General features: G+C 60.8%; 17 protein-coding genes and 1 other RNA gene. 12 read left to right on the forward strand and 6 right to left on the reverse strand.

Translation table 11 applies throughout. From position 1 onward, the window contains the following. Positions 1-10: 10 nt before the first annotated feature. The 3 genes from dnaJ to grpE all read right to left on the reverse strand — a co-directional run bounded on the left by dnaJ (position 11) and on the right by grpE (position 3,917). Positions 11-1,135: a molecular chaperone DnaJ gene (dnaJ, locus tag B2790_RS00515; protein ID WP_025340707.1), complete on the reverse strand. Its 1,125-nt coding sequence runs from the start codon at positions 1,133-1,135 to the stop codon at positions 11-13. 197 nt (positions 1,136-1,332) lie between these two features. Next, the gene (dnaK, locus tag B2790_RS00520) at positions 1,333-3,258 is read right to left on the reverse strand and encodes a molecular chaperone DnaK (RefSeq protein ID WP_025340708.1); all 1,926 of its coding nucleotides are present in this window, start codon (positions 3,256-3,258) and stop codon (positions 1,333-1,335) included. 101 nt (positions 3,259-3,359) lie between these two features. Next, on the reverse strand, positions 3,360-3,917 hold the full coding sequence (gene grpE, locus B2790_RS00525; RefSeq protein ID WP_025340709.1) for a nucleotide exchange factor GrpE: 558 nt from the start codon (positions 3,915-3,917) through the stop codon (positions 3,360-3,362). Positions 3,918-4,108: 191 nt separating this feature from the next. On the opposite strand from grpE, the gene recN reads away from it, so the two are divergent. Then, on the forward strand, positions 4,109-5,782 hold the full coding sequence (recN, locus tag B2790_RS00530) for a DNA repair protein RecN (protein ID WP_025340710.1): 1,674 nt from the start codon (positions 4,109-4,111) through the stop codon (positions 5,780-5,782). A 192-nt stretch (positions 5,783-5,974) separates the two neighbouring features. On the opposite strand, the gene fur is transcribed toward recN, so the two are convergent. Beyond that, positions 5,975-6,379, reverse strand: coding sequence for a ferric iron uptake transcriptional regulator (fur, locus tag B2790_RS00535; RefSeq protein ID WP_012274258.1), 405 nt, complete (start codon positions 6,377-6,379; stop codon positions 5,975-5,977). A gap of 97 nt (positions 6,380-6,476) precedes the next feature. On the opposite strand from fur, the gene B2790_RS00540 reads away from it, so the two are divergent. Further along, on the forward strand, positions 6,477-7,010 hold the full coding sequence (locus B2790_RS00540) for an outer membrane protein assembly factor BamE (protein ID WP_075046430.1): 534 nt from the start codon (positions 6,477-6,479) through the stop codon (positions 7,008-7,010). A 61-nt stretch (positions 7,011-7,071) separates the two neighbouring features. Here the strand turns inward: B2790_RS00540 and B2790_RS00545 are convergent, their stop codons facing one another. Then, the gene (locus tag B2790_RS00545; RefSeq protein ID WP_085591694.1) at positions 7,072-7,506 is read right to left on the reverse strand and encodes a type II toxin-antitoxin system RatA family toxin; all 435 of its coding nucleotides are present in this window, start codon (positions 7,504-7,506) and stop codon (positions 7,072-7,074) included. Positions 7,507-7,668: 162 nt separating this feature from the next. Between B2790_RS00545 and smpB the strand changes: the two genes are divergently transcribed. After that, complete coding sequence (gene smpB / locus B2790_RS00550) at positions 7,669-8,151, forward strand: SsrA-binding protein SmpB (RefSeq protein WP_013974300.1); 483 nt, start codon at positions 7,669-7,671, stop codon at positions 8,149-8,151. A gap of 126 nt (positions 8,152-8,277) precedes the next feature. On the opposite strand, the gene B2790_RS00555 is transcribed toward smpB, so the two are convergent. Next, positions 8,278-9,045 carry an FCD domain-containing protein gene (locus tag B2790_RS00555; protein WP_013974301.1) on the reverse strand — a complete coding sequence of 256 codons (768 nt, stop codon included), beginning with the start codon at positions 9,043-9,045 and terminating at the stop codon, positions 8,278-8,280. Between the two features lie 255 nt (positions 9,046-9,300). Between B2790_RS00555 and B2790_RS00560 the strand changes: the two genes are divergently transcribed. The 9 genes from B2790_RS00560 (at position 9,301) to B2790_RS00600 (ending at position 24,725) form a co-directional block, all read left to right on the forward strand. Continuing rightward, positions 9,301-10,971, forward strand: a complete 1,671-nt coding sequence (locus B2790_RS00560) for a lactate permease LctP family transporter (RefSeq protein ID WP_015271872.1) — start codon at positions 9,301-9,303, stop codon at positions 10,969-10,971. A gap of 63 nt (positions 10,972-11,034) precedes the next feature. Continuing rightward, positions 11,035-12,180: an FMN-dependent L-lactate dehydrogenase LldD gene (gene lldD / locus B2790_RS00565; protein WP_013974303.1), complete on the forward strand. Its 1,146-nt coding sequence runs from the start codon at positions 11,035-11,037 to the stop codon at positions 12,178-12,180. Positions 12,181-12,255: 75 nt separating this feature from the next. Further along, positions 12,256-15,066 (forward strand): FAD-binding and (Fe-S)-binding domain-containing protein, encoded by a 2,811-nt coding sequence (locus B2790_RS00570; RefSeq protein ID WP_286918023.1) that lies wholly within the window; start codon positions 12,256-12,258, stop codon positions 15,064-15,066. A 694-nt stretch (positions 15,067-15,760) separates the two neighbouring features. Next, complete coding sequence (locus tag B2790_RS00575) at positions 15,761-16,057, forward strand: hypothetical protein (RefSeq protein ID WP_013974305.1); 297 nt, start codon at positions 15,761-15,763, stop codon at positions 16,055-16,057. A 99-nt stretch (positions 16,058-16,156) separates the two neighbouring features. Further along, positions 16,157-16,553, forward strand: a transfer-messenger RNA (tmRNA) gene (ssrA, locus tag B2790_RS00580). Positions 16,554-16,726: 173 nt separating this feature from the next. Then, entirely contained in the window at positions 16,727-17,932 is a 1,206-nt protein-coding gene (locus B2790_RS00585; RefSeq protein ID WP_014754486.1) for a tyrosine-type recombinase/integrase, read from the forward strand. A gap of 140 nt (positions 17,933-18,072) precedes the next feature. Next, positions 18,073-22,974: a DEAD/DEAH box helicase gene (locus B2790_RS00590; RefSeq protein WP_286918024.1), complete on the forward strand. Its 4,902-nt coding sequence runs from the start codon at positions 18,073-18,075 to the stop codon at positions 22,972-22,974. A gap of 486 nt (positions 22,975-23,460) precedes the next feature. Further along, a complete protein-coding gene (locus tag B2790_RS00595) occupies positions 23,461-23,670 on the forward strand; it encodes a helix-turn-helix transcriptional regulator (RefSeq protein WP_225850701.1) in 210 nt (69 codons plus the stop codon). Then, positions 23,670-24,725, forward strand: a complete 1,056-nt coding sequence (locus B2790_RS00600) for an AAA family ATPase (RefSeq protein ID WP_041167256.1) — start codon at positions 23,670-23,672, stop codon at positions 24,723-24,725. Before B2790_RS00595 ends, B2790_RS00600 begins: the two co-directional genes overlap by 1 nt. Positions 24,726-24,752: the final 27 nt, after the last annotated feature.

Raw genomic sequence — 24,752 nt, forward strand, 5'->3', positions numbered from 1 at the left:
CATTTCCTTGTCAGAGATCGCCGAAGAAGCGCTTCACGCCATCGAACCAGCCACTGGCCTTGGGCGAGTGGGAGCTATCGCCTTCCAGCGAATCACGCAGCTCTTCGAGCAACTCGCGCTGGCGGCGGCTGAGGTTGACCGGGGTTTCCACCGCCACGCGGCACAGCAGGTCACCCGCACCACCACCACGTACCGGGGCAACACCCTTGCCGCGCAGGCGGAACTGCTTGCCGGTCTGGGTACCTTCCGGGATCTTCAGCTTCACCCGACCATCGAGGGTCGGCACTTCCAGCTCGCCACCCAGGGCGGCATCGGTGTAGCTGATCGGTACTTCGCAGTACAGGTGCTTGCCATCACGCTGGAAGATCTCGTGCTCACGTACGTTGATCACCACATACAGGTCGCCAGTCGGGCCACCATGGGTACCAGCCTCGCCCTCGCCCGACAGGCGGATGCGGTCGCCGGTATCGACACCTGCCGGCACCTTGACCGACAGCGTCTTGTATTCCTCGACACGACCTTCGCCATGGCACGAGGTGCAGGGGTCGGTAATGATCTTGCCCTGGCCATGGCAGCGCGGGCAGGTCTGCTGTACCGAGAAGAAGCCCTGCTGCATGCGCACCTGGCCGATACCACCACAAGTCGGGCAGGTGGACGGGGTCGAGCCCTTCTTGGCACCGGAGCCGTCGCAAGGCTGGCAGTTGACCAAGGTGGGCACGCGGATGCTGACCGTGGTGCCACGCACCGCCTCTTCCAGGTTCAGTTCCAGGGTGTAGCGCAAGTCGCTGCCGCGCTGGGCGCCGCCACGCGAGCCGCCGCGGCCGCCACCGAAGAAGTCGCTGAACACATCGCCGAAGATGTCGGAGAAGTTGGCACCGCCGAAACCGGCGCCACCGCCCCCCATGCTCGGGTCTACACCCGCATGGCCGTACTGGTCGAAGGCCGCACGCTTGCTGGCGTCAGACAGCACTTCGTAGGCCTCGTTGGCTTCCTTGAACTTGTCTTCCGACTCTTTGTCGCCCGGGTTACGGTCCGGGTGGTACTTCATCGCCAGGCGGCGGTAAGCCTTCTTGAGGTCAGCTTCGCTGGCGCCGCGCTCGACACCCAGTACCTCATAATAATCACGCTTGGACATAGGTCATTTGCACCTTGTTGGGCGTCTGGCATCTGCGCCGCGCCATCAGCACCTGCCTTTTGCCCACCAGGGCCACTGACAGATGCTGTAAAAATTCTCGAATTCCAGATACGCCAACGCGGGAGCAAGCCCCCGCGCGGCGACATCCTACCAGCTCACCACCAAACGGCGGTGAACCGGCCGACAACATGCAGGGATTACTGCTTGTTGTTGTCTTTCACTTCTTCGAACTCAGCGTCAACCACGTCATCGTGCTTGGCTTCCGGTTCGGCCTGCTGCGCGCCGCCCTGAGGCTGCTCTGCCGACTGCTCGGCGTACATCTTCTGGGCAACCGGTGCCGATACCTTGGACAGCTCTTCGACCTTGGCGTCGATGGCAGCCTTGTCGTCGCCTTTGACAGCGGCTTCCAGGGCAACAACGGCAGCCTCGATGGCGGTTTTCTCTTCGGCGGTAACCTTGTCACCAGCGTCAGCGACCATCTTGCGGGTCGAGTGAACCAGCGCATCACCCTGGTTACGGGCAGCGGCCAGCTCTTCGAACTTGCGGTCTTCCTCGGCATTGGCCTCGGCGTCACGCACCATGCGCTCGATCTCTTCGTCCGACAGGCCGGAGTTGGCCTTGATCACGATCGACTGCGACTTGCCGGTGGCCTTGTCCTTGGCGCTGACGTGCAGGATGCCGTTGGCGTCGATGTCGAAGGTTACTTCGATCTGCGGCACGCCACGCGGAGCCGGCGGAATGTCAGCCAGGTCGAACTTGCCCAGCGACTTGTTCTGGGCAGCCTGCTTGCGCTCACCCTGCAGTACGTGAATGGTCACGGCACCCTGGTTGTCATCGGCAGTCGAGAACACCTGCGACTTCTTGGTCGGGATGGTGGTGTTCTTCTCGATCAGCGAAGTCATCACGCCACCCATGGTTTCGATACCCAGGGTCAGCGGGCTGACGTCCAGCAGCAGTACGTCTTTCACGTCACCGGCCAGCACGGCGCCCTGGATGGCAGCACCCATGGCCACGGCTTCGTCCGGGTTGACGTCCTTGCGTGCTTCCTTGCCGAAGAAGTCGGCAACGGCTTTCTGCACCAGCGGCATGCGGGTCTGACCGCCGACCAGGATCACGTCGTCGATCTTGCTGGCATCGATGCCAGCGTCTTTCAGAGCGATGCGGCAAGGCTCGATGGTACGGGCAACCAGGTCTTCGACCAGAGATTCCAGCTTGGCACGGGAAATCTTCACGTTCAGGTGCTTCGGACCGGTAGCGTCTGCAGTGATGTACGGCAGGTTCACGTCGGTCGACTGAGCGGAGGACAGTTCGATCTTGGCCTTTTCAGCGGCTTCTTTCAGACGCTGCAGCGCGAGCGGATCGTTCTTCAGGTCCATGCCGGACTCTTTCTTGAACTCGTCGACGAGGTAGTCGATCAGGCGCATGTCGAAGTCTTCGCCACCCAGGAAGGTGTCGCCGTTGGTAGCCAGTACTTCGAACTGGTGCTCACCATCGACTTCGGCGATTTCGATGACCGAAACGTCGAAGGTACCGCCACCCAGGTCATAAACGATGACGGTGTGGTCGCCCTTGGCCTTGTCCATGCCGTAAGCCAGCGCAGCGGCAGTCGGCTCGTTGATGATGCGTTTTACGTCCAGGCCAGCGATGCGACCGGCATCCTTGGTGGCCTGACGCTGGCTGTCGTTGAAGTACGCCGGAACGGTGATGACCGCTTCGGTAACTGGCTCGCCGAGGTAGTCTTCGGCGGTTTTCTTCATTTTCTTCAGGACTTCGGCGCTGATCTGCGGCGGAGCCATGTCCTTGCCGCTGGCTTGTACCCAGGCGTCGCCGTTGCTGGCCTTGACGATCTTGTAAGGCACCAGCTTGATGTCTTTCTGCACCACGTCTTCTTCGAAGCGACGGCCAATCAGGCGCTTCACTGCGAACAGAGTGTTGTGCGGATTGGTGACCGCCTGACGCTTGGCCGACTGACCAACCAGGATTTCGCCATCATTGGCGTAGGCCACGATCGAAGGGGTGGTACGCGCACCTTCGGCGTTTTCGATGACCTTGACGTTACCGTTTTCCAGAACAGAGACGCACGAGTTGGTGGTCCCCAGGTCGATACCGATGATTTTACCCATGTTAACTCTCCCGAAACTTGAATTTGGTAGCAGCGACTACTTTGGCCAACTGCAGTAATACTTGAAGGCTTGACACCTAGATGGGGATGCCCGGAAGGATTTCAAGCCTTTTCATCAATCGAGGGCTGCGCCGCGCTCGGCGCCTTGCTGACCACCACCATGGCAGGGCGCAGCAGGCGGCCGTTGAGCAGATAGCCCTTCTGGAAGACGTTCAGCACGCTGTTCGGCTCGACTTCGGCGTTTTCCTGCATGGCCATGGCCTGATGATGCTCTGGATTGAACGGCTGGCCGTGCGGGTCGACTGCTTCGAGGTTGTAACGCTTGAGGGTGTCCTGGAACATCTTCAGGGTCAGCTCGACGCCTTCGCGGATCTGCTTGACGTGCTCATCGTCGGCACTGGAGTGCGCCAGGGCCAGTTCCAGGCTGTCGATCACAGGCAGCAGGTCGCCCGAGAACTTCTCGAGGGCAAACTTATGGGCTTTCTCGACGTCCTGTTCGGCACGACGGCGAGCGTTCTGCACGTCGGCAACGGCGCGCAGCGCCTGGTCCTTGGCGGCGGCCAGCTGCTCCTCGAGTTCCAGGACGCGGGCGTCGGCAGCATTACCTGCACCGGTCTCTTCGACGTTAAGGTCTTTCTCGTTCAGCTGTTCGTCAGCCATGGGGTCTCTCCTGCGCAATTTTGTGGACTGCGAGCCAGGCTCGCCTTGGATGTCGGCTATATGGGGCCGGAAAAACCAGCTTCAAGGGGCAAGGTGGTTTTCCCGGCTGCAACAGAATCTGCCAAGGGGCATTGGCAGGCCTGAAAAAAGTACTGTATAAATAACCAGACCTGACTTTCGGGAGCCGCCCCATGCTGGTGCACCTGTCCATTCACAACTACGCCATCGTCGAGCACCTCGACCTCGAAATCGCCCGCGGCATGTCCGTCATCACCGGCGAGACCGGTGCCGGCAAGTCGATCATGCTCGACGCCCTCGGCCTGGCACTGGGCGACCGGGCCGACAGCGGCGTGGTGCGCCCCGGCACGGACAAGGCAGACATCCTCGCCACCTTCGATCTGGTGGACATCCCCGAGGCGCATGCCTGGCTGGCCGAGCGCGACCTGGACAACGACGGCCTGTGCATCCTGCGCCGGGTGATCACTGCCGAAGGCCGCAGCCGCGGCTACATCAACGGCACGCCCTGCCCGCTCGGCGACCTCAAGGCGCTGGGCGAGTTGCTGATCGATATCCACAGCCAGCACGAGCACCAGTCACTACTCAAGACCGACACCCACCGCCGCCTGCTCGACGAGTACGCCGGCGCCGTCGACCTGGCCCGCCAGGTACAGCTGGCGGCCAAGCGCTGGAACCAGACCCGCCTGGAACTGGAGCGCCTGTCCAACTCCGGCGACGAGCAGCGCGCCCGCCATCAGCTGCTGAGCTATCAGCTGGAGGAACTGGACAACCTCGGCCTGGGCGAACACGAGCTGGAGCAGTTGGAGCAGGAACACAAGAACCTGACCAGCGCCGAAGCCCTGTTCGGCATCTGCCGCCAGGTCATCGACCAGTGCAGCGAGAGCGATTCGGGCAATGTGCTCAGCGCCCTCACCTCCAGCCTCAACCGCCTGGGTGCCGCCACCAATTCGCCAAAGGCACTGGGCGAAGCAGCCAACCTGATCGCCAGTGCGCAGATCCAGGTCGAGGAAGCCGTGGGCGAGCTCAACCGCTTTCTCGACAACTTCGACGCCGACCCCATGCGCCTGCAGGCACTGGAAGAACGCCTCGACACTATCTATACGCTGGCGCGCAAACACCGTGTGCACCCCACCGAACTGCCCCACCTGCAACAGCAGCTGATGGAAGAGCTGGAGGGCCTGAACGCCAGTGACGAGTCGATCGAGCGGTTGGGTGAAGAGCTGGCCGCCTTCGCCCAGCACTATAAAGAGAAGGCTCGCGAGCTCAGCGCACTGCGCCAACAGGCTGCCCAGCAGCTGGCAGTGGCCGTCGAGCAGGAGATCCAACGCCTGGGCATGCCCGGCGGGCGCTTCTGCATCGCACTTACCCCCAATGAGGGAGCAGACCTTTCGCCTCATGGCCTGGAGCAGATCGAACTACTGGTCAGCGCCAACCCTGGCCAACCGCTCAAGGGCCTGGCCAAGGTGGCTTCAGGTGGCGAACTGTCCCGCATCAGCCTGGCGATCCAGGTAATTACCGCGCAGACCTCACGCATTCCAACCCTGGTGTTCGACGAAGTCGACGTCGGTATCGGCGGCCCTACTGCCGAAATCGTCGGCCAACTGCTGCGCCGCCTGGGCGAACGCGGCCAGGTGCTGACCGTTACCCACCTGCCGCAGGTGGCGGCACAAGGGCATCACCACCTGTTCGTGCACAAGGTGCGCAACAGCGACACCACCCACACCGCCGTGGCCAACCTGGGCAAACGCGAGCGAGTGGAGGAAGTGGCACGGATGCTGGGCGGCATAGACCTGACCAAGGAATCCCTGGCGCATGCGCGCAAGATGGTGGTAAGCGGCAAGGCCTGAGCCCTCATTTTTCAGGACAATTCGCGGGCACGCCCGCTCCCACAGGTACGCCACAGATTTCAGGTCCTGTGATCATCCTGTGGGAGCGGGCGTGCCCGCGAAGAGGCCAGTACCGACAACACATCTTCCAACCCCAGAAAGCACAAAGGCGACCCGAAGGTCGCCTTTGCCATTCATAACGATAAAAAATCGTTACTTCTTTTTACGCACATACAGGACCAGATTGTGGTCCACCAGCTCGTAGCCATGCTCGGCCACGATTTCGCGCTGGCGCTTCTCGATCTCGGCATCCATGAACTCGATGACTTCACTGGTGTCCACGTTGACCATATGGTCGTGGTGACCGCCATCGGCCAGCTCGAACACCGCATGACCGCCGTCGAAGTTGTGGCGAACCACCAGACCCGCCGCTTCGAACTGGGTCAGTACGCGGTAGACGGTGGCCAGGCCCACGTCCTCGCCAGCCTCCATCAGCGCCTTGTAGACATCCTCGGCGCTCATGTGACGCTGCTCGGTGGAGTCGAGCATCTGAAGGATCTTGACTCGAGGCAGGGTCACCTTGAGACCGGCTTTGCGCAATTCGCTATTTTCAACCATGGTCAGCTTTCTCGCCGATGCTGCTTCGCAGCTTCTCTTAATACGGGTATGATCGGGGTTTACGTTGTCCAGCCAAGATAGTGGAAGTCGCCCACCGATGCAAAACACCAAGCTCTTGCTAACCAGCCTCACCCTAGTGGGACTGCTCGCACTCGCCGGTTGCTCGTTTCCCGGGGTTTACAAAATCGACATCCAGCAGGGCAATGTCGTTACGCAAGACATGATAGACCAATTGCGCCCCGGAATGACCCGCCGGCAAGTAAGGTTTATCATGGGTAACCCGCTGATCCAGGACACCTTCAACACCAACCGTTGGGATTACCTGTACAGCCTGCAGCCAGGCGGCGGCAAACGCCAGCAAGAACGCATGAGCGTGTTCTTCAACGAAAGCGACCAGTTGGTCAGCCTTTCTGGCGACTTCATGCCAGGCGTCAGCCGCGACCAGGAAATCCTCGGCGGCAGCAGCGACACCACGGTCAGCCCCGCCAACCAGCCAGAGCAGCCAGCCGTGCAGCCTGAAGAAAAACCAGCCAAGCCAGGCTCGGTGGAAGAATCCATCCAGCGCGAGATCGACACCATCGAGACCACCCCGGTCCCGACTCCGGCTCCGCTGGAAACCTCGCCTCAATAAGCGGCGAGCAGATACAAAAAAGCCCGGACCTGGTCCGGGCTTTTTGTTGCCACCTTTTCAGTCAGGCATTCAGCTGCTTGGCACGCTGGCAGAACGCATCCACCAGCGTATTGGCCGCCTGGTTGAACAGCGGGCCCAGGGTCGCGCGCACCAGCGGGCCGGCATAATCGAACGACAGGTCCAGGCTGATCTTGCAGGCCTTGTCCCCCAATGGCTTGAACACCCACAGGCCATGCAGCTGAGTGAACGGCCCCTCTTCCAGGTTCATCTCGATGGACTGCCCCGGCACCAGTACATTGCGCGTGACGAAGTGCTGGCTGATGCCGCCCTTGGCAACATCGAGCTTGGCGCGCATGTGCGTGTCGCTGGCTTCGATCACCGTCGAGGCCGAGCACCAAGGCAGGAACTGCGGATAGCTGGCCACATCGTTGACCAGATCGTAAAGCGCCTGGGCAGGGTATGGCAGCAGGGCGGAGCGTTGAATATGGGTAGTCATCCAGGCATCACTTCCAAGGCTGGGTGGCGGCGCTTCGCAGCGTGCCGAAAACAGGTTCTGTCGCAAGGACAGGGGCTGTATTGTCCGGTATTCATTGCAGTGGCTCAAGCACACCGAAATCCCATAGCCGACAACGCGGCGACTGCCTATAATGCCGCCCCTATGGCTAAACAAAAGAAACATCCGACCGGGACCATCGCGCAGAACAAGAAGGCGCGACACGATTACTTCATCGAACACAAGTTCGAGGCCGGGCTGGTCCTGTCCGGCTGGGAAGTAAAAAGCCTGCGAGCCGGCAAGGCGCACCTGACTGACAGCTATGTGCTGCTGAAGGACGGTGAGGCCTGGCTGTTCGGCAGCCACATCACCCCGCTGACCACGGCCAGCACCCACGTCATCGCCGACCCCATCCGCACTCGCAAGCTGCTGCTGAACAAGCGCGAGCTCGAGCGCCTGGAAGCGGCCGTGGCGCAAAAGGGCTACACCTGCGTGGCCCTGGCGCTGTACTGGAGCAAGCACCTGATCAAGTGCGAAATCGCACTCGGCAAGGGCAAGAAGGAATTCGACAAGCGCGACACCATGCGCGAGCGCGATTCCAACCGCGAGCTGCAGCGGGCTGTGCGGAACAAGGGCAAGGAAGAGTAATACCTCTTCTTCAGCCTGCTTCGGCCTCTTCGCGGGCTCGCCCGCTCCCACAGGTATCGCGCCGCCTTCAGGTCCGGCGCATCTCCTGTGGGAGCGGGCAAGCCCGCGAAGATTCCAACACCGATCTCAACGCCCGCTACGCCGCTCCGCCCGCGCCACTCGCTGCGCTTCTTCGTGCGCCTCTTCCAGCACCTCCTGCACATACAGAATGTGCCGGCTGGACACTTCCCGCGCATCCTCCGCCCTGCCCTCGACTATCGCCAGGTACAGCTCCCGGTGCTGGCTGATCAGCATGTCCCGGGTCTCGGTCCGTTGCTGGTACATGCCGCCGATGTTGGTCACCACGTTGCGCTTGAGCAGGTCGAACAAGCCCCGAATGGTGTGCAGCAGCACGGCATTATGGCTGGCCTCGGCAATCGCCAGGTGGAAGCGCGCATCGGCCGCGCCCTCCTCCGCCCGGGTCACTTCGTCGGCCCTGGCATAGCAGTCCTGCAGCGCATCGAACGCCGCCTTCAGCCGCGCCCGGTCCGGCTGGGTCGCGCGCTGGGCCGCGTAGTAGGCGCAGGAAGCCTCCAGGGTATGGCGGAATTCGAGCAGGTCACGCTGCGCCTCGGCACTGTGCTCGAGCAGCTGCAGCAACGGGTCGCTGAAAGTGGACCCCAGGGACTCGGCGACAAAATTGCCCCCACCCTGGCGGCTGACCAGCAGCCCCTTGGCCACCAGCTTCTGGATCGCCTCACGCAGTGACGGGCGGGACACGCCGAACTGCTCGGCAAGGACGCGCTCGGCCGGCAGCCGCTGCCCCGAGGTCAGCGTGCCCTCCAGAATCATCCCTTCCAACCGATCGACAATGTCGTCGGACAGGCGCCGCTGGCGGACCTGATCAAAAACCATCACATGCTCTCCACAAACCCCCGGCAGATTTCAGGGGCGCCTATTCTCGCCGATCCAGATCGCGCAAACACCCACCAGGCGACGATTTTCCCTGCCCACCAGGCGCCCGCTCATCGGCACGCGACCAAAGTTTTGCACGGGACAAATTGACACACCCACGAAGACGCTTTTAACCTAGCGCCCAGCCATTGTAAATTGGTCTTACCAATTATCCAATGCCAGTGCCTGACCAACAACAATTAGGGGCCACCCCATATGCAAACCTGGCAACAAATCTATAGTCCGCTTGGTAGTCTTGGCCTGTCCGCACTGGCGGCGGTCATTCCCATCGTCTTCTTCTTCCTTGCCCTCGCCGTGTTCCGCCTCAAAGGCCACGTGGCCGGCAGCATCACCCTCGCATTGTCGATCCTGGTGGCGATCTTCGCCTTCCAGATGCCTGTCGACATGGCATTCGCCGCCGCAGGTTATGGCTTCCTCTACGGCCTCTGGCCGATTGCCTGGATCATCGTTGCCGCGGTGTTCCTGTACAAACTCACGGTCAAGAGCGGCCAGTTCGAAGTGATCCGCAGCTCGGTGCTGTCGATTACCGACGACCAGCGCCTGCAAGTGCTGCTGATCGGCTTCTGCTTCGGTGCCTTCCTGGAAGGTGCGGCAGGCTTTGGCGCACCGGTGGCAATCACTGCCGCGCTGCTGGTGGGCCTGGGCTTCAACCCGCTGTACGCCGCCGGCCTGTGCCTGATCGCCAACACCGCGCCAGTGGCCTTCGGCGCCCTGGGCATCCCGATCATCGTGGCCGGCCAGGTCACCGGCATCGACGCCTTCCACATCGGCGCCATGACCGGTCGCCAGCTGCCACTGCTGTCGCTGTTCGTGCCGTTCTGGCTGGTATTCATGATGGACGGCCTGCGTGGCGTGAAGGAAACCTGGCCTGCCGCCCTGGTCGCCGGCCTGAGCTTCGCCGTCACCCAGTACTTCACCTCGAACTTCATCGGCCCGGAGCTGCCGGACATCACCTCGGCCCTGGCCAGCCTGATCGCCCTGACCCTGTTCCTGAAGGTCTGGCAGCCCAAGCGTTCGTTCGCCGAAGCCAAAGGCAGCGTCGGCGCCGCCGTGGTTCAGCCAAGCGGCAGCCAGCCAAGCCCCTACAGCTTTGGCGAGATCTTCAAAGCCTGGTCGCCGTTCCTGATCCTCACCGTGCTGGTCACCATCTGGACCCTGAAACCGTTCAAGGCGGCCTTCGCCCCGGGCGGCGCGATGTACAACTTCGTGTTCAACTTCGCCATCCCGCACCTCGACCAACTGGTGATCAAGACCGCACCGATCGTCGCTGCGCCAACCGCCATGCCAGCGGTGTTCAAGCTCGACCCGATCTCTGCCACCGGCACCGCGATCTTCCTCTCGGCGCTGATCTCCATGGCCGTGCTGAAGATCAATTTCAAAACTGGTCTGACCACTTTCAAGGAAACCTTCTGGGAGCTGCGCTGGCCAATCCTGTCGATCGGCATGGTGCTGGCCTTCGCCTTCGTCACCAACTACTCGGGCATGTCCTCGACCATGGCTCTGGTGCTGGCCGGTACCGGTGCCGCGTTCCCGTTCTTCTCGCCGTTCCTCGGCTGGCTGGGCGTGTTCCTGACCGGTTCCGACACCTCGTCCAACGCCCTGTTCAGCTCGCTGCAGGCCACCACCGCGCACCAGATCGGGGTCAACGACACTCTGCTGGTAGCGGCCAACACCAGCGGCGGCGTGACCGGCAAGATGATCTCGCCGCAGTCGATCGCCGTGGCTTGCGCCGCCACCGGCCTGGTTGGCAAGGAATCCGACCTGTTCCGCTTCACCGTCAAGCACAGCCTGTTCTTCGCCACCATCGTCGGCCTGATCACTCTGATCCAGGCCTACTGGCTGACCGGCATGCTGGTTCATCACTAAAGTGAAAGGGGCCGGGTGCCATCGCGCGCCCGGCAATCCCCACACGCAACGCTGCGAGAATCCATGATCATTTCCGCCTCTACCGACTATCGCGCCGCGGCCCAACGCAAGCTGCCTCCCTTCCTGTTCCACTATGCCGACGGCGGCGCCTACGCCGAGCACACCCTGCGCCACAACGTCTCGGACCTGGCCAGCATTGCCCTGCGTCAGCGCGTGCTGAAGAACATGTCCGAGCTCAGCCTTCAGACCAAACTGTTCGACGAAACCCTGAGCATGCCGGTGGCCCTGGCCCCGGTCGGCCTCACCGGCATGTACGCCCGCCGTGGTGAAGTGCAGGCGGCGCGCGCGGCGGCTGCCCACGGTATTCCGTTCACCATGTCCACCGTGTCGGTGTGCCCGATCGAAGAAGTGGCCCCGGCCATCGACCGGCCGATGTGGTTCCAGCTGTACGTGCTCAAGGACCGCGGCTTCATGCGCAACGCCCTGGAGCGGGCCAAGGCCGCCGGGGTAAAGACCCTGGTGTTCACCGTCGACATGCCGACACCCGGCGCCCGCTACCGCGATGCCCACTCTGGCATGAGCGGCAAGAACGGCCCGCTGCGCCGCGTGCTGCAAGCCATGACTCACCCCGAGTGGGCATGGGATGTCGGCGTGATGGGGCGCCCGCACGACCTGGGCAACATTTCCACCTACCGTGGCAACCCCACCGGCCTTGCCGACTACATTGGCTGGCTGGCCAACAACTTCGACCCATCGATCTCCTGGAAAGACCTGGAGTGGATCCGCGAGTTCTGGGACGGCCCGATGATCATCAAGGGCATCCTCGATGCCGATGACGCCCGCGATGCGGTCAGGTTCGGTGCCGACGGCATCGTCGTGTCCAACCACGGCGGCCGCCAGCTCGACGGCGTGCTGTCCAGCGCCCGTGCCCTGCCGGCAATTGCCGATGCGGTCAAAGGTGACCTGAAGATCCTCGCCGACTCCGGCATCCGTAGCGGCCTCGACGTGGTGCGCATGATCGCCCTGGGCGCCGATACCGTACTGATCGGCCGCGCCTTCCTCTACGCCCTTGCCGTGCACGGCCAGGCCGGGGTGAAGAACCTGCTGGAGCTGTTCGAGAAGGAAATGCGCGTAGCGATGGTGCTGACCGGCGCCAAGTCGATCAGCGAAATCACCCGCGACTCGCTGGTACGCGAACTGGGCGCCTGAACGCCCGCAAGAACGACCGCCTGATTGACCCGGGGCATGTGGCGCACAGACGCCACGGCCCCGCGAGGAGACTGCATGAGCCTGCCCGCCGCGTTCCTGCGTGATGCCGAGCGCCTGATCCCCGCCGAACGCCGCTTCGACGACCCCACCTCCACCCTGGCCTTCGGCACCGACGCCAGCTTCTACCGGCTGATCCCCAAGCTGGTGGTGCGCGTCGAGTCCGAAGACGAAGTGGTAGGCCTGATCAAACTGGCCCAACGCGAGCGGGTGCCGGTCACCTTCCGCGCCGCCGGCACCAGCCTGTCCGGCCAGGCCATCAGCGACTCGGTGCTGATCGTGCTGGGCGATAACTGGAACGGCCGTGAAATCCGCGGCCAAGGCGAGCAGATCCGCCTGCAGCCCGGCGTCATCGGCGCCCAGGCCAATGCCTGGCTGGCCCCCTTCGGGCGCAAGATCGGCCCCGACCCAGCCTCGATCAACGCCTGCAAGATCGGCGGCATCGTCGCCAACAACGCCAGCGGCATGTGCTGCGGCACCGCGCAGAATACCTACCACACCCTGGCCGGCCTGCGCCTGGTGCTGGCCGACGGCACGCGCCTGGACAGCGAAGACCCGGCCAGCGTCGCCGCGTTCGAGGCCAGCCACGCCGACCTGCTGGAAGCACTGGCCCTCCTGGGCCGCGAGACCCGCGCCAACACTGCACTCGCCGAGCGCATCCGGCACAAGTACCGGCTGAAGAACACCACCGGCCTGTCGCTGAACGCGCTGGTGGACTACGACCAACCGCTGGATATCCTGCAGCACCTGCTGGTCGGTTCCGAAGGCACCCTGGGCTTCATCAGTGCCGTCACCTATGACACCGTGCCCGACCACCCGCACAAGGCCAGCGCCCTGCTGGTGTTCCCCAGCGTGGAAAGCTGCTGCCGCGCGGTGACCGTACTCAAGCGCCAGCCGGTCTCGGCCGTGGAGCTGCTCGACCGCCGCAGCCTGCGCTCGGTGCAGAACATGCCCGGCATGCCGCTGTGGGTAAAAGGCCTGTCGGACAATGCCTGCGCCCTGCTGATCGAGTCCCGCGCCGCCAGCCAGAGCCTGCTGCATGAACAGCTGCAACAGGTGATGGCTTCGATCGCCGACTTCCCGCTGGAACAGCAGGTGGACTTCAGCGAAGACCCGGCCGTGTACAACCAGCTATGGAAAATCCGCAAGGACACCTTCCCCGCCGTCGGCGCCGTGCGCCAGACCGGCACCACAGTCATCATCGAAGACGTCACCTTCCCCATCGAGCAACTGGCCGAAGGCGTCAACCGCCTGATCCAGCTGTTCGACAAGCACCGCTACGACGAAGCGATCATTTTCGGCCATGCCCTGGAAGGCAACCTGCACTTCGTCTTCACCCAGGGCTTCAACAGTGCCGAGGAAGTCGCCCGATACCAGGCCTTCATGGACGATGTGGCGCAACTGGTGGCGGTAGAGTTCGGCGGCTCGCTCAAGGCCGAGCACGGCACCGGGCGCAACATGGCACCGTTCGTGGAGCTGGAATGGGGCCATGACGCCTACCAACTGATGTGGAAGCTGAAGCGCCTGCTCGACCCCAATGGCATTCTCAACCCCGACGTGGTGCTGAGCGAGGATCCGGACATTCACCTGAAGAACCTCAAGCCGCTGCCCGCTGCCGACGAGATCGTCGACAAGTGCATCGAGTGCGGCTTCTGCGAACCGGTTTGCCCGTCCAAAGGCCTGACCCTCAGCCCGCGCCAGCGCATCGTCATGTGGCGTGACATCCAGGCCAAACAGCGCGCCGGCATCGACACCCGCGAACTGCGCCAGACCTACCAGTACCAGGGCATCGACACCTGCGCCGCCACTGGCCTGTGCGCCCAGCGCTGCCCGGTCGGCATCAACACCGGCGAACTGGTGAAGAAATTGCGCAGCCAGGCCGCCGAGCACGAAAAAACCGCCGATTGGCTGGCCGAACACTTCCACACCGCGCTGGGCGGCGCGCGCCTGACCCTGACCGCCGCCAACACCGCACGCAAGCTGCTCGGCGCCCCACGCCTGGGCCGCCTGAGCGCCTCGCTGAACAAAGCCAGCAAAGGCCGCCTGCCACAGTGGACCCCGGCGATGCCACAACCCCTGCGCCCACTGGACATCGGCCCGGCCAGCAACGATGCCCGCCCTCGCGTGGTGTACCTGGCCGCCTGCGTCTCGCGGGTGATGGGCCCGGCCTATGCCGACCGCGAGCAGAGCTCGCTGCTGGACAAGACCCGCGCCCTGCTGGAAAAGGCTGGTTACCAGGTGGTGTTCCCCGACAACGCCGACAGCCTGTGCTGCGGCCAGCCGTTCGCCTCCAAGGGCTATCCCGAGCAGGCCGAACACAAACGCCAGGAACTGATTGCAGCCCTGCTGCACGCAAGCCGCGGCGGCCTCGACCCGATCTACTGCGACACCAGCCCCTGCACCCTGCGCCTGGTGCAAGACCTGAGCGACACCCGGCTGGACCTGTACGACCCGGTGCGCTTCATCCGCACCCACCTGCTCGAGCGCTTGGAGTTCACCCCCCAGGACGAACCAGTGGCTGTGCATGTGACCTGCAGCACCCAACACCTGGGCGAAAGCCAGGCGCTGATCGATTTGGCGCGGCGTTGCAGCAAACAGGTGGTGATCCCGGAGGGCATACACTGCTGCGGCTTTGCCGGTGACAAAGGCTTCACCACCCCCGAGCTCAACGCCCACTCGCTGCGCAGCCTGAAGGATGCGGTGCAGTATTGCAGCGAAGGCATTTCCACCAGCCGCACCTGCGAGATCGGCCTGTCCAGCCATAGCGGCATCGACTACCACGGGCTGGTCTACCTGGTAGACCGCGTCACCCGGCCGCGTAGCATCTGACCGTTTAACGCAAAATCTAATAGCTGCCGCAATCCCCCGTGGGAGCGGGCAAGCCCGCGAACACCGGCGCAGCCGGTGTCATACACCGCACTGCCTGCTTCGCGGGCACGCCCGCTCCCACAGGTATCGCGCCGGCTTTGGGTCCACGCTTTACCTGTACACCGGCATTGGCCCGAACGTTCAACGCAAAATCTGATAGCTGCCGCACTCCCTGTAGGAGCGGGCAAGCCCGCGAACACCGGCGCAGCCGGTGCCATACACCGCATAGCCTGCTTCGCGGGCACGCCCGCTCCCACAGGTACCGCGCCGGCTTTGAGTCCACGCTTTACCTGTACACCGGCATTGGCCTGACCGTTCAACGCAAAATCTGATAGCTGCCTCAATCCCTGTGGGAGCGGGCAAGCCCGCGAACACCGGCGCAGCCGGTGTCATACACCGCATAGCCTGCTTCGCGGGCACGCCCGCTCCTACAGGTACTGCACCGGCTTTAGGCCCACGCTGTACCTGTACACCGGCATTGACCTGACCGTTTAACGCAAAACCTGATAGCTGCCGCAATCCCTGTGGGAGCGGGCATGCCCGCGAACACCGGCGCAGCCGGTGCCATCCCGCCAGCATCCCGATTGAACCCCCGCCATTCCCCCACAGTCCACCCTTACAGGCCCACCTTCCAGAGGCCCAGAAGGAGACTCCCATGAAAGGTACCGCGCTTTCGGCCCTGTTCGCGGCCGCCACCCTGCTGGCTTCGCCGGTGTTCGCCGCCGAAGACCTGTGCACCGCCAACCTGCAAAAGATCGACGACAGCATGGCCACCGCCGGCGCCACCTCCGAAGGCCTGGACAAGGCCATTACCGAGCACGTCGACAAAGCCAAGGCTGCCCAAGCCTCGGGCGACACCAAGGAATGCATCGCCATTACCAGCAAGGTCCTGGAGCGCCTGGAAAAAACCGAGAAAGGCAGCGGCACCAGCGGCGGCGGTAGCGGCGCGTGAGCCCAAAAGCGGGCGACCGGACCGGCTGTCGACGTCGCCCGCGCAATGGCGTATACTCCGCCTCACGTACCGTAAGGTGCGTTAGCCAAGAGCTAGTGTGGGGCCGATTAGGATTCGACGCCGGTAGCGAAACTCTAGGTGCATGCCGAGTTGGTAACAGAACTCGTAAATCCACTGTTGCAACTTTTATAGTTGCCAATGACACTTACTACGGCGAGGAAGGCTCTTACGCTCTCGCAGCGTAAGAAAAACCTACGCTTCTGGTAGCTTCGGCTCCAGCAATCACTAGGGGATGCCTGTAAACCCGAACTGATTGTCATACAGAACAGGATCGTCGCGTAGCACGTTGTGGGCGAAGTGACTAAAACTTACACAACTCATCCAAAGCACCCTGCCCGTCGGGCGGCTGCGGATTAAATCAGTAGACACGGCTAAGCATGTAGTACCGACAGCGGAGTACTGGCGGACGGGGGTTCAAATCCCCCCGGCTCCACCAATTTGTCTTCCCAGGAAGACCCAGAAAAGCCGTAAAGCCTAGAGAAATCAACGCTTTACGGCTTTTTTCTTGCCCGCGTTTTCCCAGCTGATCCCAGGGCATCCCACGGTTGACGGGGGCATATATGGGGGCATAAAACGCTCATCAGCTCGCTCGGAGAGGATGTGCCCCCAATGCCCCTGAAAGACACCAACTGCCGCAACGCCAAGCCCCAGGACAAGCCGTACCGCCTGTATGACGAACAAGGTTTGTACCTGGAAGTGCAGCCCAACGGAGGCCGTTACTGGCGCTTGAAGTATCGCTTTCTGGGCAAGGAAAAACGCTTGGCTCTTGGCGTTTACCCAGAGGTCGGCCTGCAGGAGGCGCGGCGAAAACGTGATGATGCTCGTGTCCAGCTCGCCAGCGGCCAAGACCCCTCACTGCAAAGACGCATGGCCAAGGTGGTCAGCCAGCTCGATCACCAGCACACGTTTGAGTCAGTTGCCACGCAGTGGCTGAGTATTCGCGAGTCCTCCTGGGACCCGGAGTACACCCGCACGGTGCGGCAGCGCCTTGAGCTCAATGCCTACCCCTGGCTGGGGAAACTCCCGATCAGCAGCATCAGCACGCCTATGCTGGTAGAAAACCTCCAGCGCATCATCAAGCGCGGCGCGCGCGAGACAGCACGTCGTGTTGCTCAGATCTACAAGCAAATTTTCGAGTTCGCCGAAGCTGCCGGCATCACCCCACCCAACCAGATTGGGAATCTCTCACGTACGCTCCCAGCCAAGCGGGTGAAACACTTTGCTGCCGTGACCGACCCTGAAAAGCTCGGCGCTCTGCTTAAAGCACTGGATAGCTATAGCGGAACGATGCCTGTTTGTTGTGCCTTAAAACTGGCTCCGTTGCTGTTCTGCCGACCCGGAGACCTGCGTCACATGGAGTGGTCGGAGGTCAATCTGGATACGGGCGAATGGTTGATTCCTGGTCACAAGATGAAAGGGCTTACTGCCACCAAACAGGATCGGCCGGATCATTTGGTTCCTCTCAGCCAACAAGCAGTCGCGGTTCTGCGCGAGCTGAAACCACTCACCGGCAGACATCGGTACGCCTTCCCCTCGGCACGAGGAGGCGACCGGCCGATGTCCAACAATGCCGTACTCAGCGCATTACGCCGCATGGACATCAGCGGCGACGAAATGACTGGGCACGGCTTTCGTGCGACAGCGAGAACCATAGGTGCGGAGGTGCTAGGATTTCGCCCCGATCTCCTGGAGCATCAGCTTGCTCACACGGTAAAAAATCCGCTGGGACGTGCGTACGATCGAACCACCTTCTTGCCGGAGCGCCGCGAAATGATGCAGACATGGGCCGATTATTTGGACTCGATAAAAAACTGAATGCGCGCTCGCGCCATCAGCCGGCCCCCTTGAAACCAGCACAAGCACCATCGCTTCGCATGAGTACGGGCTGAATTGCTAAACTGCGCGGATTTGGCGTCTGCAATGCGCCACGCATAGTTCAAAAGGAATTCCTGCCGATGTCAGCCTTATCAGCCTTGCTCACTACCTACCGCAGCGCTTCTGTCACCGAACGCGAAAAAGGTACTTACTTCGAAGAGCTGGTTTGCACTTATCTGCGCAACGAAGCCACCTACCGCGACCTGTACGAAAAGGTATGGACATATGCGCAATGGGCCAAGGAGCAAGGACTCAGCGGCAAAGATGCTGGCATTGATTTAGTGGCTCGCACCCAGGGCACCGGCCAATACCACGCTATCCAGTGCAAGCTGTATGCCGAGGACTACAAAGTCCAGAAGAAAGACATCGACAGTTTCTTTACCGCTTCGGGCAAAACGCCGTTCTCGCACCGCGTCATCGTTACCACCACTAACAACTGGAGCGAGCACGCCGAGGATGCGCTTCAAGGCCAGCAGCCCCCAGTCAGTAAGATCGACTTACAAGCCTTGGAAGACAGCCAAATTGACTGGGCCAAGTATCAACCCAATCAGGCAGTCGCCCTCAAGGCCAAGAAGCAGCTTCGCGATCACCAACAGACCGCACTAAACGCCGTAGCCGCCGGCCTCAAGGATGCCGAGCGCGGCAAGCTGATCATGGCTTGCGGCACCGGCAAGACCTTCACCAGCCTGAAGATTGCCGAGCAGCAGACCGGTAAGGGTAAGCGCGTACTGTTCTTGGTGCCCAGCCTGTCGCTGCTATCGCAGACCCTTACCGAATGGACGCAGGAAAGTACCACCCCGCTCCACAGCTTTGCCGTCTGCTCCGACAGTGACGTAGGCAAGAAGCGCAAAGCAGAGGATGACGCGGTTCAGGTGTTCACCCACGAGCTGCGCTACCCGGCTACCACCCAGGCGGATCGCCTCGCAGCGGAAATGCTCAAGCGCCACGATGCCGAGCACATGAGCGTGGTGTTCTCCACCTATCACTCCATCGACGTGATCAGCCGCGCCCAGCATGAGCATGACATGGCCACGTTCGATCTGGTGATCTGCGACGAAGCGCGCCGCACTACCGGCGCAACCTTTGATGATGACGACGAAAGCACCTTCGTGCGCATCCATGATGCCGACTACATCCGCGCCAGCAAACGCCTGTACATGACCGCCACGCCGCGCATCTATGGCGACAACGCCAAGCTCAAGGCTGAGTCCGGCGAAGTCACACTGTGCTCGATGGATGACGAGGCGCTGTACGGCAAAGAGCTGTTCGTCATCAACTTCTCCGAGGCCGTTCAGCGCGGCCTGCTCACTGATTACAAAGTGCTGGTACTCACCGTCGAGGAGAGCACCATCAGCCGCCGCCTTCAGGACATGCTGAAGGACGAGAACAACCAGCTCAAGGTAGATGACGCCGCCAAGATAGTCGGTTGCTGGAAGGCGCTGGCCAAGCAGGGACTGGCGGAAAACCTGGTGGGTGATGATCAACCCATGAAGCGCGCTGTAGCTTTCTGCCAGGTCATCTCGCCCAACTACAAGGGCACCAAGCACAAGGTCAGCTCGATCAACATCGCCAGCATGTTCCAGTCGGTGGTAGAAGCTTATCAGGAGTCAGAAAACATCGATGAGGCCTCACGCATCATCTGCGAAGCCGCACACGTCGATGGCGGCATGAACGCCAGTGCCAAGGAAGCCAAGCTCAACTGGCTCAAGGAAGAACCGCCAGCCAACACCTGCCGCATCCTCAGCAATGTGCGCTGCCTGTCTGAAGGTGTCGACGTGCCAGCGCTGGACGCCGTGCTTTTCCTCACCCCGCGTAATTCCCAGGTCGACGTGGTGCAATCCGTTGGCAGGGTAATGCGCAACGCACCGGGCAAGAAGCGTGGCTATGTGGTGCTGCCGGTGGTTATTCCTGCCGGTATGGAGCCCCATGAAGCGCTCAACGACAACCAGACCTATAAGGTGGTCTGGCAGGTGCTTCAGGCACTGCGCTCGCACGACGACAGCTTCGACGCCATGGTCAATAAGCTCGACCTGATTGGCTCTGACCCGCGCAAGATGGAAGTCATCGCCATCACCGACAAGGCCGAGAAAAAGGCCAGGAAAGCTAGTGGCACCAGCAACGGCCAGGCAGGCAAAGGCCAGTACGGCATTGGTGAGAAACGCGCTAAGTACGATGTCGAAGGCCAGATGACCCAGCAGGCCGAGCTGGCCTATGAGGTGGGGGAAATCGAGAAGGCCATCTACGCCAAGATCGTTGACAAGTGCGGCAACCGCCACCACTGGGAAGACTGGGCCAACGACATCGCCAAGATCGCCCGCACCCATATCGACCGCATTCAGGGCATCCTGGAGAACCCTGCCAACATCCAGGAAAAGACCGCATTCAATGCCTTCGCCACCGAGCTGCGCGACGACCTCAACGACAGCATCAGCGATGGCGAGATTGTCGAAATGCTCGCCCAGCACCTGGTAACCAAGCCAGTGTTCGACGCGCTGTTCGATGAATACAGCTTCGCCAGCCACAACCCCATGTCCAAGGCCATGCAAGGCGTACTGGACGCGCTTCATGAACATCACCTGGCCAAGGAAGCCGATACCCTGGATAAGTTCTACGCCAGCGTGCGGCAACGCGCTGCCGGCATCAACAATGCCCAAGGCAAGCAGAAGATCATCGTCGAGCTGTACGACAAGTTTTTCCGCAATGCCTTCCCCAAGATGACTGAGCGCCTAGGGATCGTTTACACCCCGGTTGAGGTCGTGGACTTTATTCTGCACAGCGTCAATCACCTGCTGCAGCAGGAGTTCAGCCAGACCTTGGGCAGCAAGGGCGTCCACATCATTGACCCGTTCACCGGCACCGGTACCTTTATCACCCGCCTGATCCAGTCAGGCCTGATCAAGCCGGACGAGCTGCCGCACAAATACAGACACGAGATTCACGCCAACGAGCTGGTACTGCTGGCCTACTACATCGCGGCCATCAATATCGAAGCGGCATACCACGGCGAAGTGATTGACGAATACACCCCGTTTGAAGGTATCTGCCTGACCGACACCTTCCAGATGTACGAAAAGGACGATTTGGTAAGCGCGCTGCTGGAGGACAACAGCGCCCGGCGTCAGCGCCAGAAGGATTTGGATATACGGGTGATTGTGGGTAATCCGCCGTATTCGGTTGGTCAAGGAGATGCCAATGCCAACAATGCCAATGTGCCCTATCCATCATTGGACGCACGCATTCGTGATACATACGGAGCGCGTTCTGAAGCAACCAACAAGAACTCGCTGTATGACAGCTACATTCGCGCCATCCGATGGGCCAGCGATCGTATCGGTGATGCCGGGATCATCGGCTTTGTTACCAACGCCGGCTTTGTAGATGCCAGCACTACTGACGGACTGCGGAAGTGCCTAAATGATGAGTTTTCCAGCCTGTATGTGTTCCATCTGCGCGGGAACGCCCGCACATCAGGTGAAACACGCCGGAAGGAAAAGGACAACGTGTTTGGCATGGGTAGTCGAGCGCCTATTGCCATCTCCCTATTGGTCAAGAATCCTAACGCAGAGGCTTGTGGCCAGATTAATTTCAACGACATAGGCGACTACCTCAGCCGTGAGGAAAAGCTGGAGAAGATCGCCGGCTTTAGCAGCGTGGCCGGCATCGAGCAGTGGCAGCCGATCACCCCGGATGAGCACGGGGACTGGGTTAAGCAGCGTGACGACAGCTTTAACCAGTTCATTGTGTTGGGCGAAAAGGACGACAAAAGCGCACTTACACTGTTCGACAACTACTCCAATGGCGTGAAAACTCAGCGTGATGCTTGGGCCTTCAATTCCTGCAAAGCCAAATTAGCGACCAATATGGAAGGCATGATTGGTTTCTACAACGCTGAAGTAAAGCGCTTCAATGCGGCGCATCCGGGGCTGGATACCAAGGGCCGTCAGGCTCAGGTGGATGGATTTATTGACACCGATCCGACACGCATCAGTTGGACTCGCGCACTGAAGCAGGATCTTGGCAAAGATCGCAACTATGCCTTCGAGGTCGACTGCTTGGTGCCTGCACTTTATCGCCCTTTCACCAAGCAATGGTTGTACTTCAACCGTCGATTCAACGAGATGGTTTACCAGATGCCGCGCATTTTTCCCGATGCCGTGGCTGAGAATTTGGTGATCGGCGTTTCTGCCACAGGTGAAAAGGTTGCATTTAGCGCCTTGATTTCTCGCCATGTACCAAGCCTTCACTTCGTGGATATTGAGGGTTCGCAGTGCTTCCCCCTGTACCTCTACGACGAAACCGCACAGGCCTCGAAAAAAGATCTCTTTTCCGAGCCCACTGAAGCCGGGCTGCGCCGGCGCGATGCCATCACCGATGCCGGCCTTGCACACTTCAATACCACCTACCCCGGCGAGCAGATCAGCAAAGAAGACCTGTTCTACTACGTCTACGGCATCCTGCACTCCCCAGACTACCGCGAGCGCTTTGCTGACAACCTGAGCAAAGAGCTGCCGCGCATCCCGGCTGTCAAGAAGGCCGCCGACTTCTGGGCTTTCAGCAAAGCAGGCCGCGCCCTGGCTGACCTTCACCTGAACTACGAAACTGTCGAGCCGTACCCGTTGACCATCGAGGCCAAGGGCACGCTGACCGATGCCGACTACCGAGTGGAGAAGATGAAGTTCGCCAAGAAGGGCGACAAAACCACAGTCATCTATAACCCCCGTATCACCCTCAAGGGCATCCCCGAGGTGGCTTGGGATTACGTGGTCAACGGCAAAGCTGCGCTGGATTGGGTAATGGAACGCCAAGCCGTGCGCACCGACAAAGCCAGCGGCATCGTCAACGACGCCAACGACTGGGCAACCGAAACCATGGGCAACCCCAAATACCCTCTGGAGCTGTTCCAGCGCGTGGTCACCGTGAGCTTGGAAACCCAGAAAATCGTCAAGGGATTGCCCAAACTCGATATCGGTACAGATGACTAGTTGAGTCCGATAAAACGCTGAGCACTCAGTCAACTATTGCCTTGGTTGGGCCACCCTTTCCCAACCAAGGCAGAGCACCTGCTGATTGCCAGCCCGGCACTCTCATGTTAAATAGTGTTCGTCCCAAGCGATCCATATCGATCCGCAACGGTCCGCCACGTCGCCCTGGTAACGATGTTAAAAACTTCGCCTCGTTCGCATCCGCTGAACGGCCCGCATCAGCTGCCCTTGGTTGATTTGCGTATCTGGCCAGGACACTCTCAGTCCGTTCTGCCACTAGAAGCCTTAGGGCCCTAGAACTTCTGTAGCCCACAACGACCTCCGACGCTACCGAACATCAATCTCGGAAACGCGCATATACCTATGCGTGTGGCAAATGCCCCTGCTCGCTATATAGCCAGCCGATATCCGTCTTTTACCCTTTTTAGCAGTAGTGCCGGAGGACGCTGCCCCACGCTTCAGAACCTAGGACTCAAACCTATGGCAATGCACGTTAGCAACTCTGACGATGTCAGCGACGATGACAAAATTCTTCGTTTGCGCGATGTCGAGGCAATCGTCGGCCTAAAACGTTCAACGATCTATCGGAAAATTTCGGAAGGCCTTTTCCCGCGACAGCGCCTTTTGTGCGGCTCCAGCGTCGGTTGGCGTAATAGCGAAGTCCAGGCTTGGATTCGGCAAAGGGAGGCGCTGTAATGCAGCGCCGAACACCTCAACAACCGGGCTGGATGATAGAACTCACAGCAGCGGTCGATATCCCAGCGGAAAAAATCCAGTGGATTTGGCCAGGCTGGCTGCCAAAGGCAAAGTTATCCATTCTTGCCGGCGCAGGTGGATGCGGCAAAACCACGCTGGCAATCTCGCTGGCCGCCACGCTCAGCAGAGGTGGTGACTGGCCAGACGGCAGCAAATGTGAGGCAGCAGGCAACATCGTAATCTGGAGCGGCGAGGATGGTATCGCTGACACGATCATTCCCCGCCTTACGGCTGCAGATGCAGACCTAACCCGCGTGCACATAATCGAAGGGCTAAGTGATCAGCGCGGGAACAGGCGACAGTTTGATCCTGCAGCCAACTTTGCCCTTTTGAATGAGGCAGCAGCACGTATTGACGGCGTTTCATTGCTGATTTTCGATCCACTGATCAATCTTATTCGTGGGGATATGCACCGAGCAAACGAGGTTCGGCAAGGGCTACAAATGGTAGTGGATTTTGCAGAGCGGCATTGTTGCGCTGTCCTCGGCATATCTCACCTGAGCAAAGGTACGGCCCAGTCCTCCGCCGCTAATCGTGTAATCGGCAGCCAGGCATTCTCCGCGCTCGCTCGCACTGTACTGGTGGCAGAGAAGGATCAAAATTCAGAAGCCAGGGTGCTTGTCCGAGCCAAGTCCAACGTTTCGATTGATAACGGAGGAATCGAGTATTTCGTTGAGCCCATCGTTATAGACGAGCAGTTGGAGACAACCTGCATCCGATGGGGAGAGGCCATCGATGGTAGCGCTGAAGCCATTCTCGCTGCTATCGAGCAAACGGGTGACGCCAGACCCGCATCAGCTACTCAAGAAGCGCGCAGCTTTCTTGAGGAGACGTTGCAAGCTGGGCCTGTTGCAATCAATGCGTTGATGGCTTTAGCTGAAGAACGTTGCATTTCTTCGGCGTCACTTCGCAGAGCCCAGAAACAGCTAGGTATACGTTCACACAAAACAGGTATGCAGGGCGGATGGGCATGGGAGCTTCCCACCGCTCCCTGAAGGCGCTCAACGCACGTCGAAGGTGCT

Source organism: Pseudomonas sp. UBA6753, assembly GCF_002453565.1.
GTDB classification, from domain to species: Bacteria; Pseudomonadota; Gammaproteobacteria; order Pseudomonadales; family Pseudomonadaceae; genus Aquipseudomonas; species Aquipseudomonas putida_Z.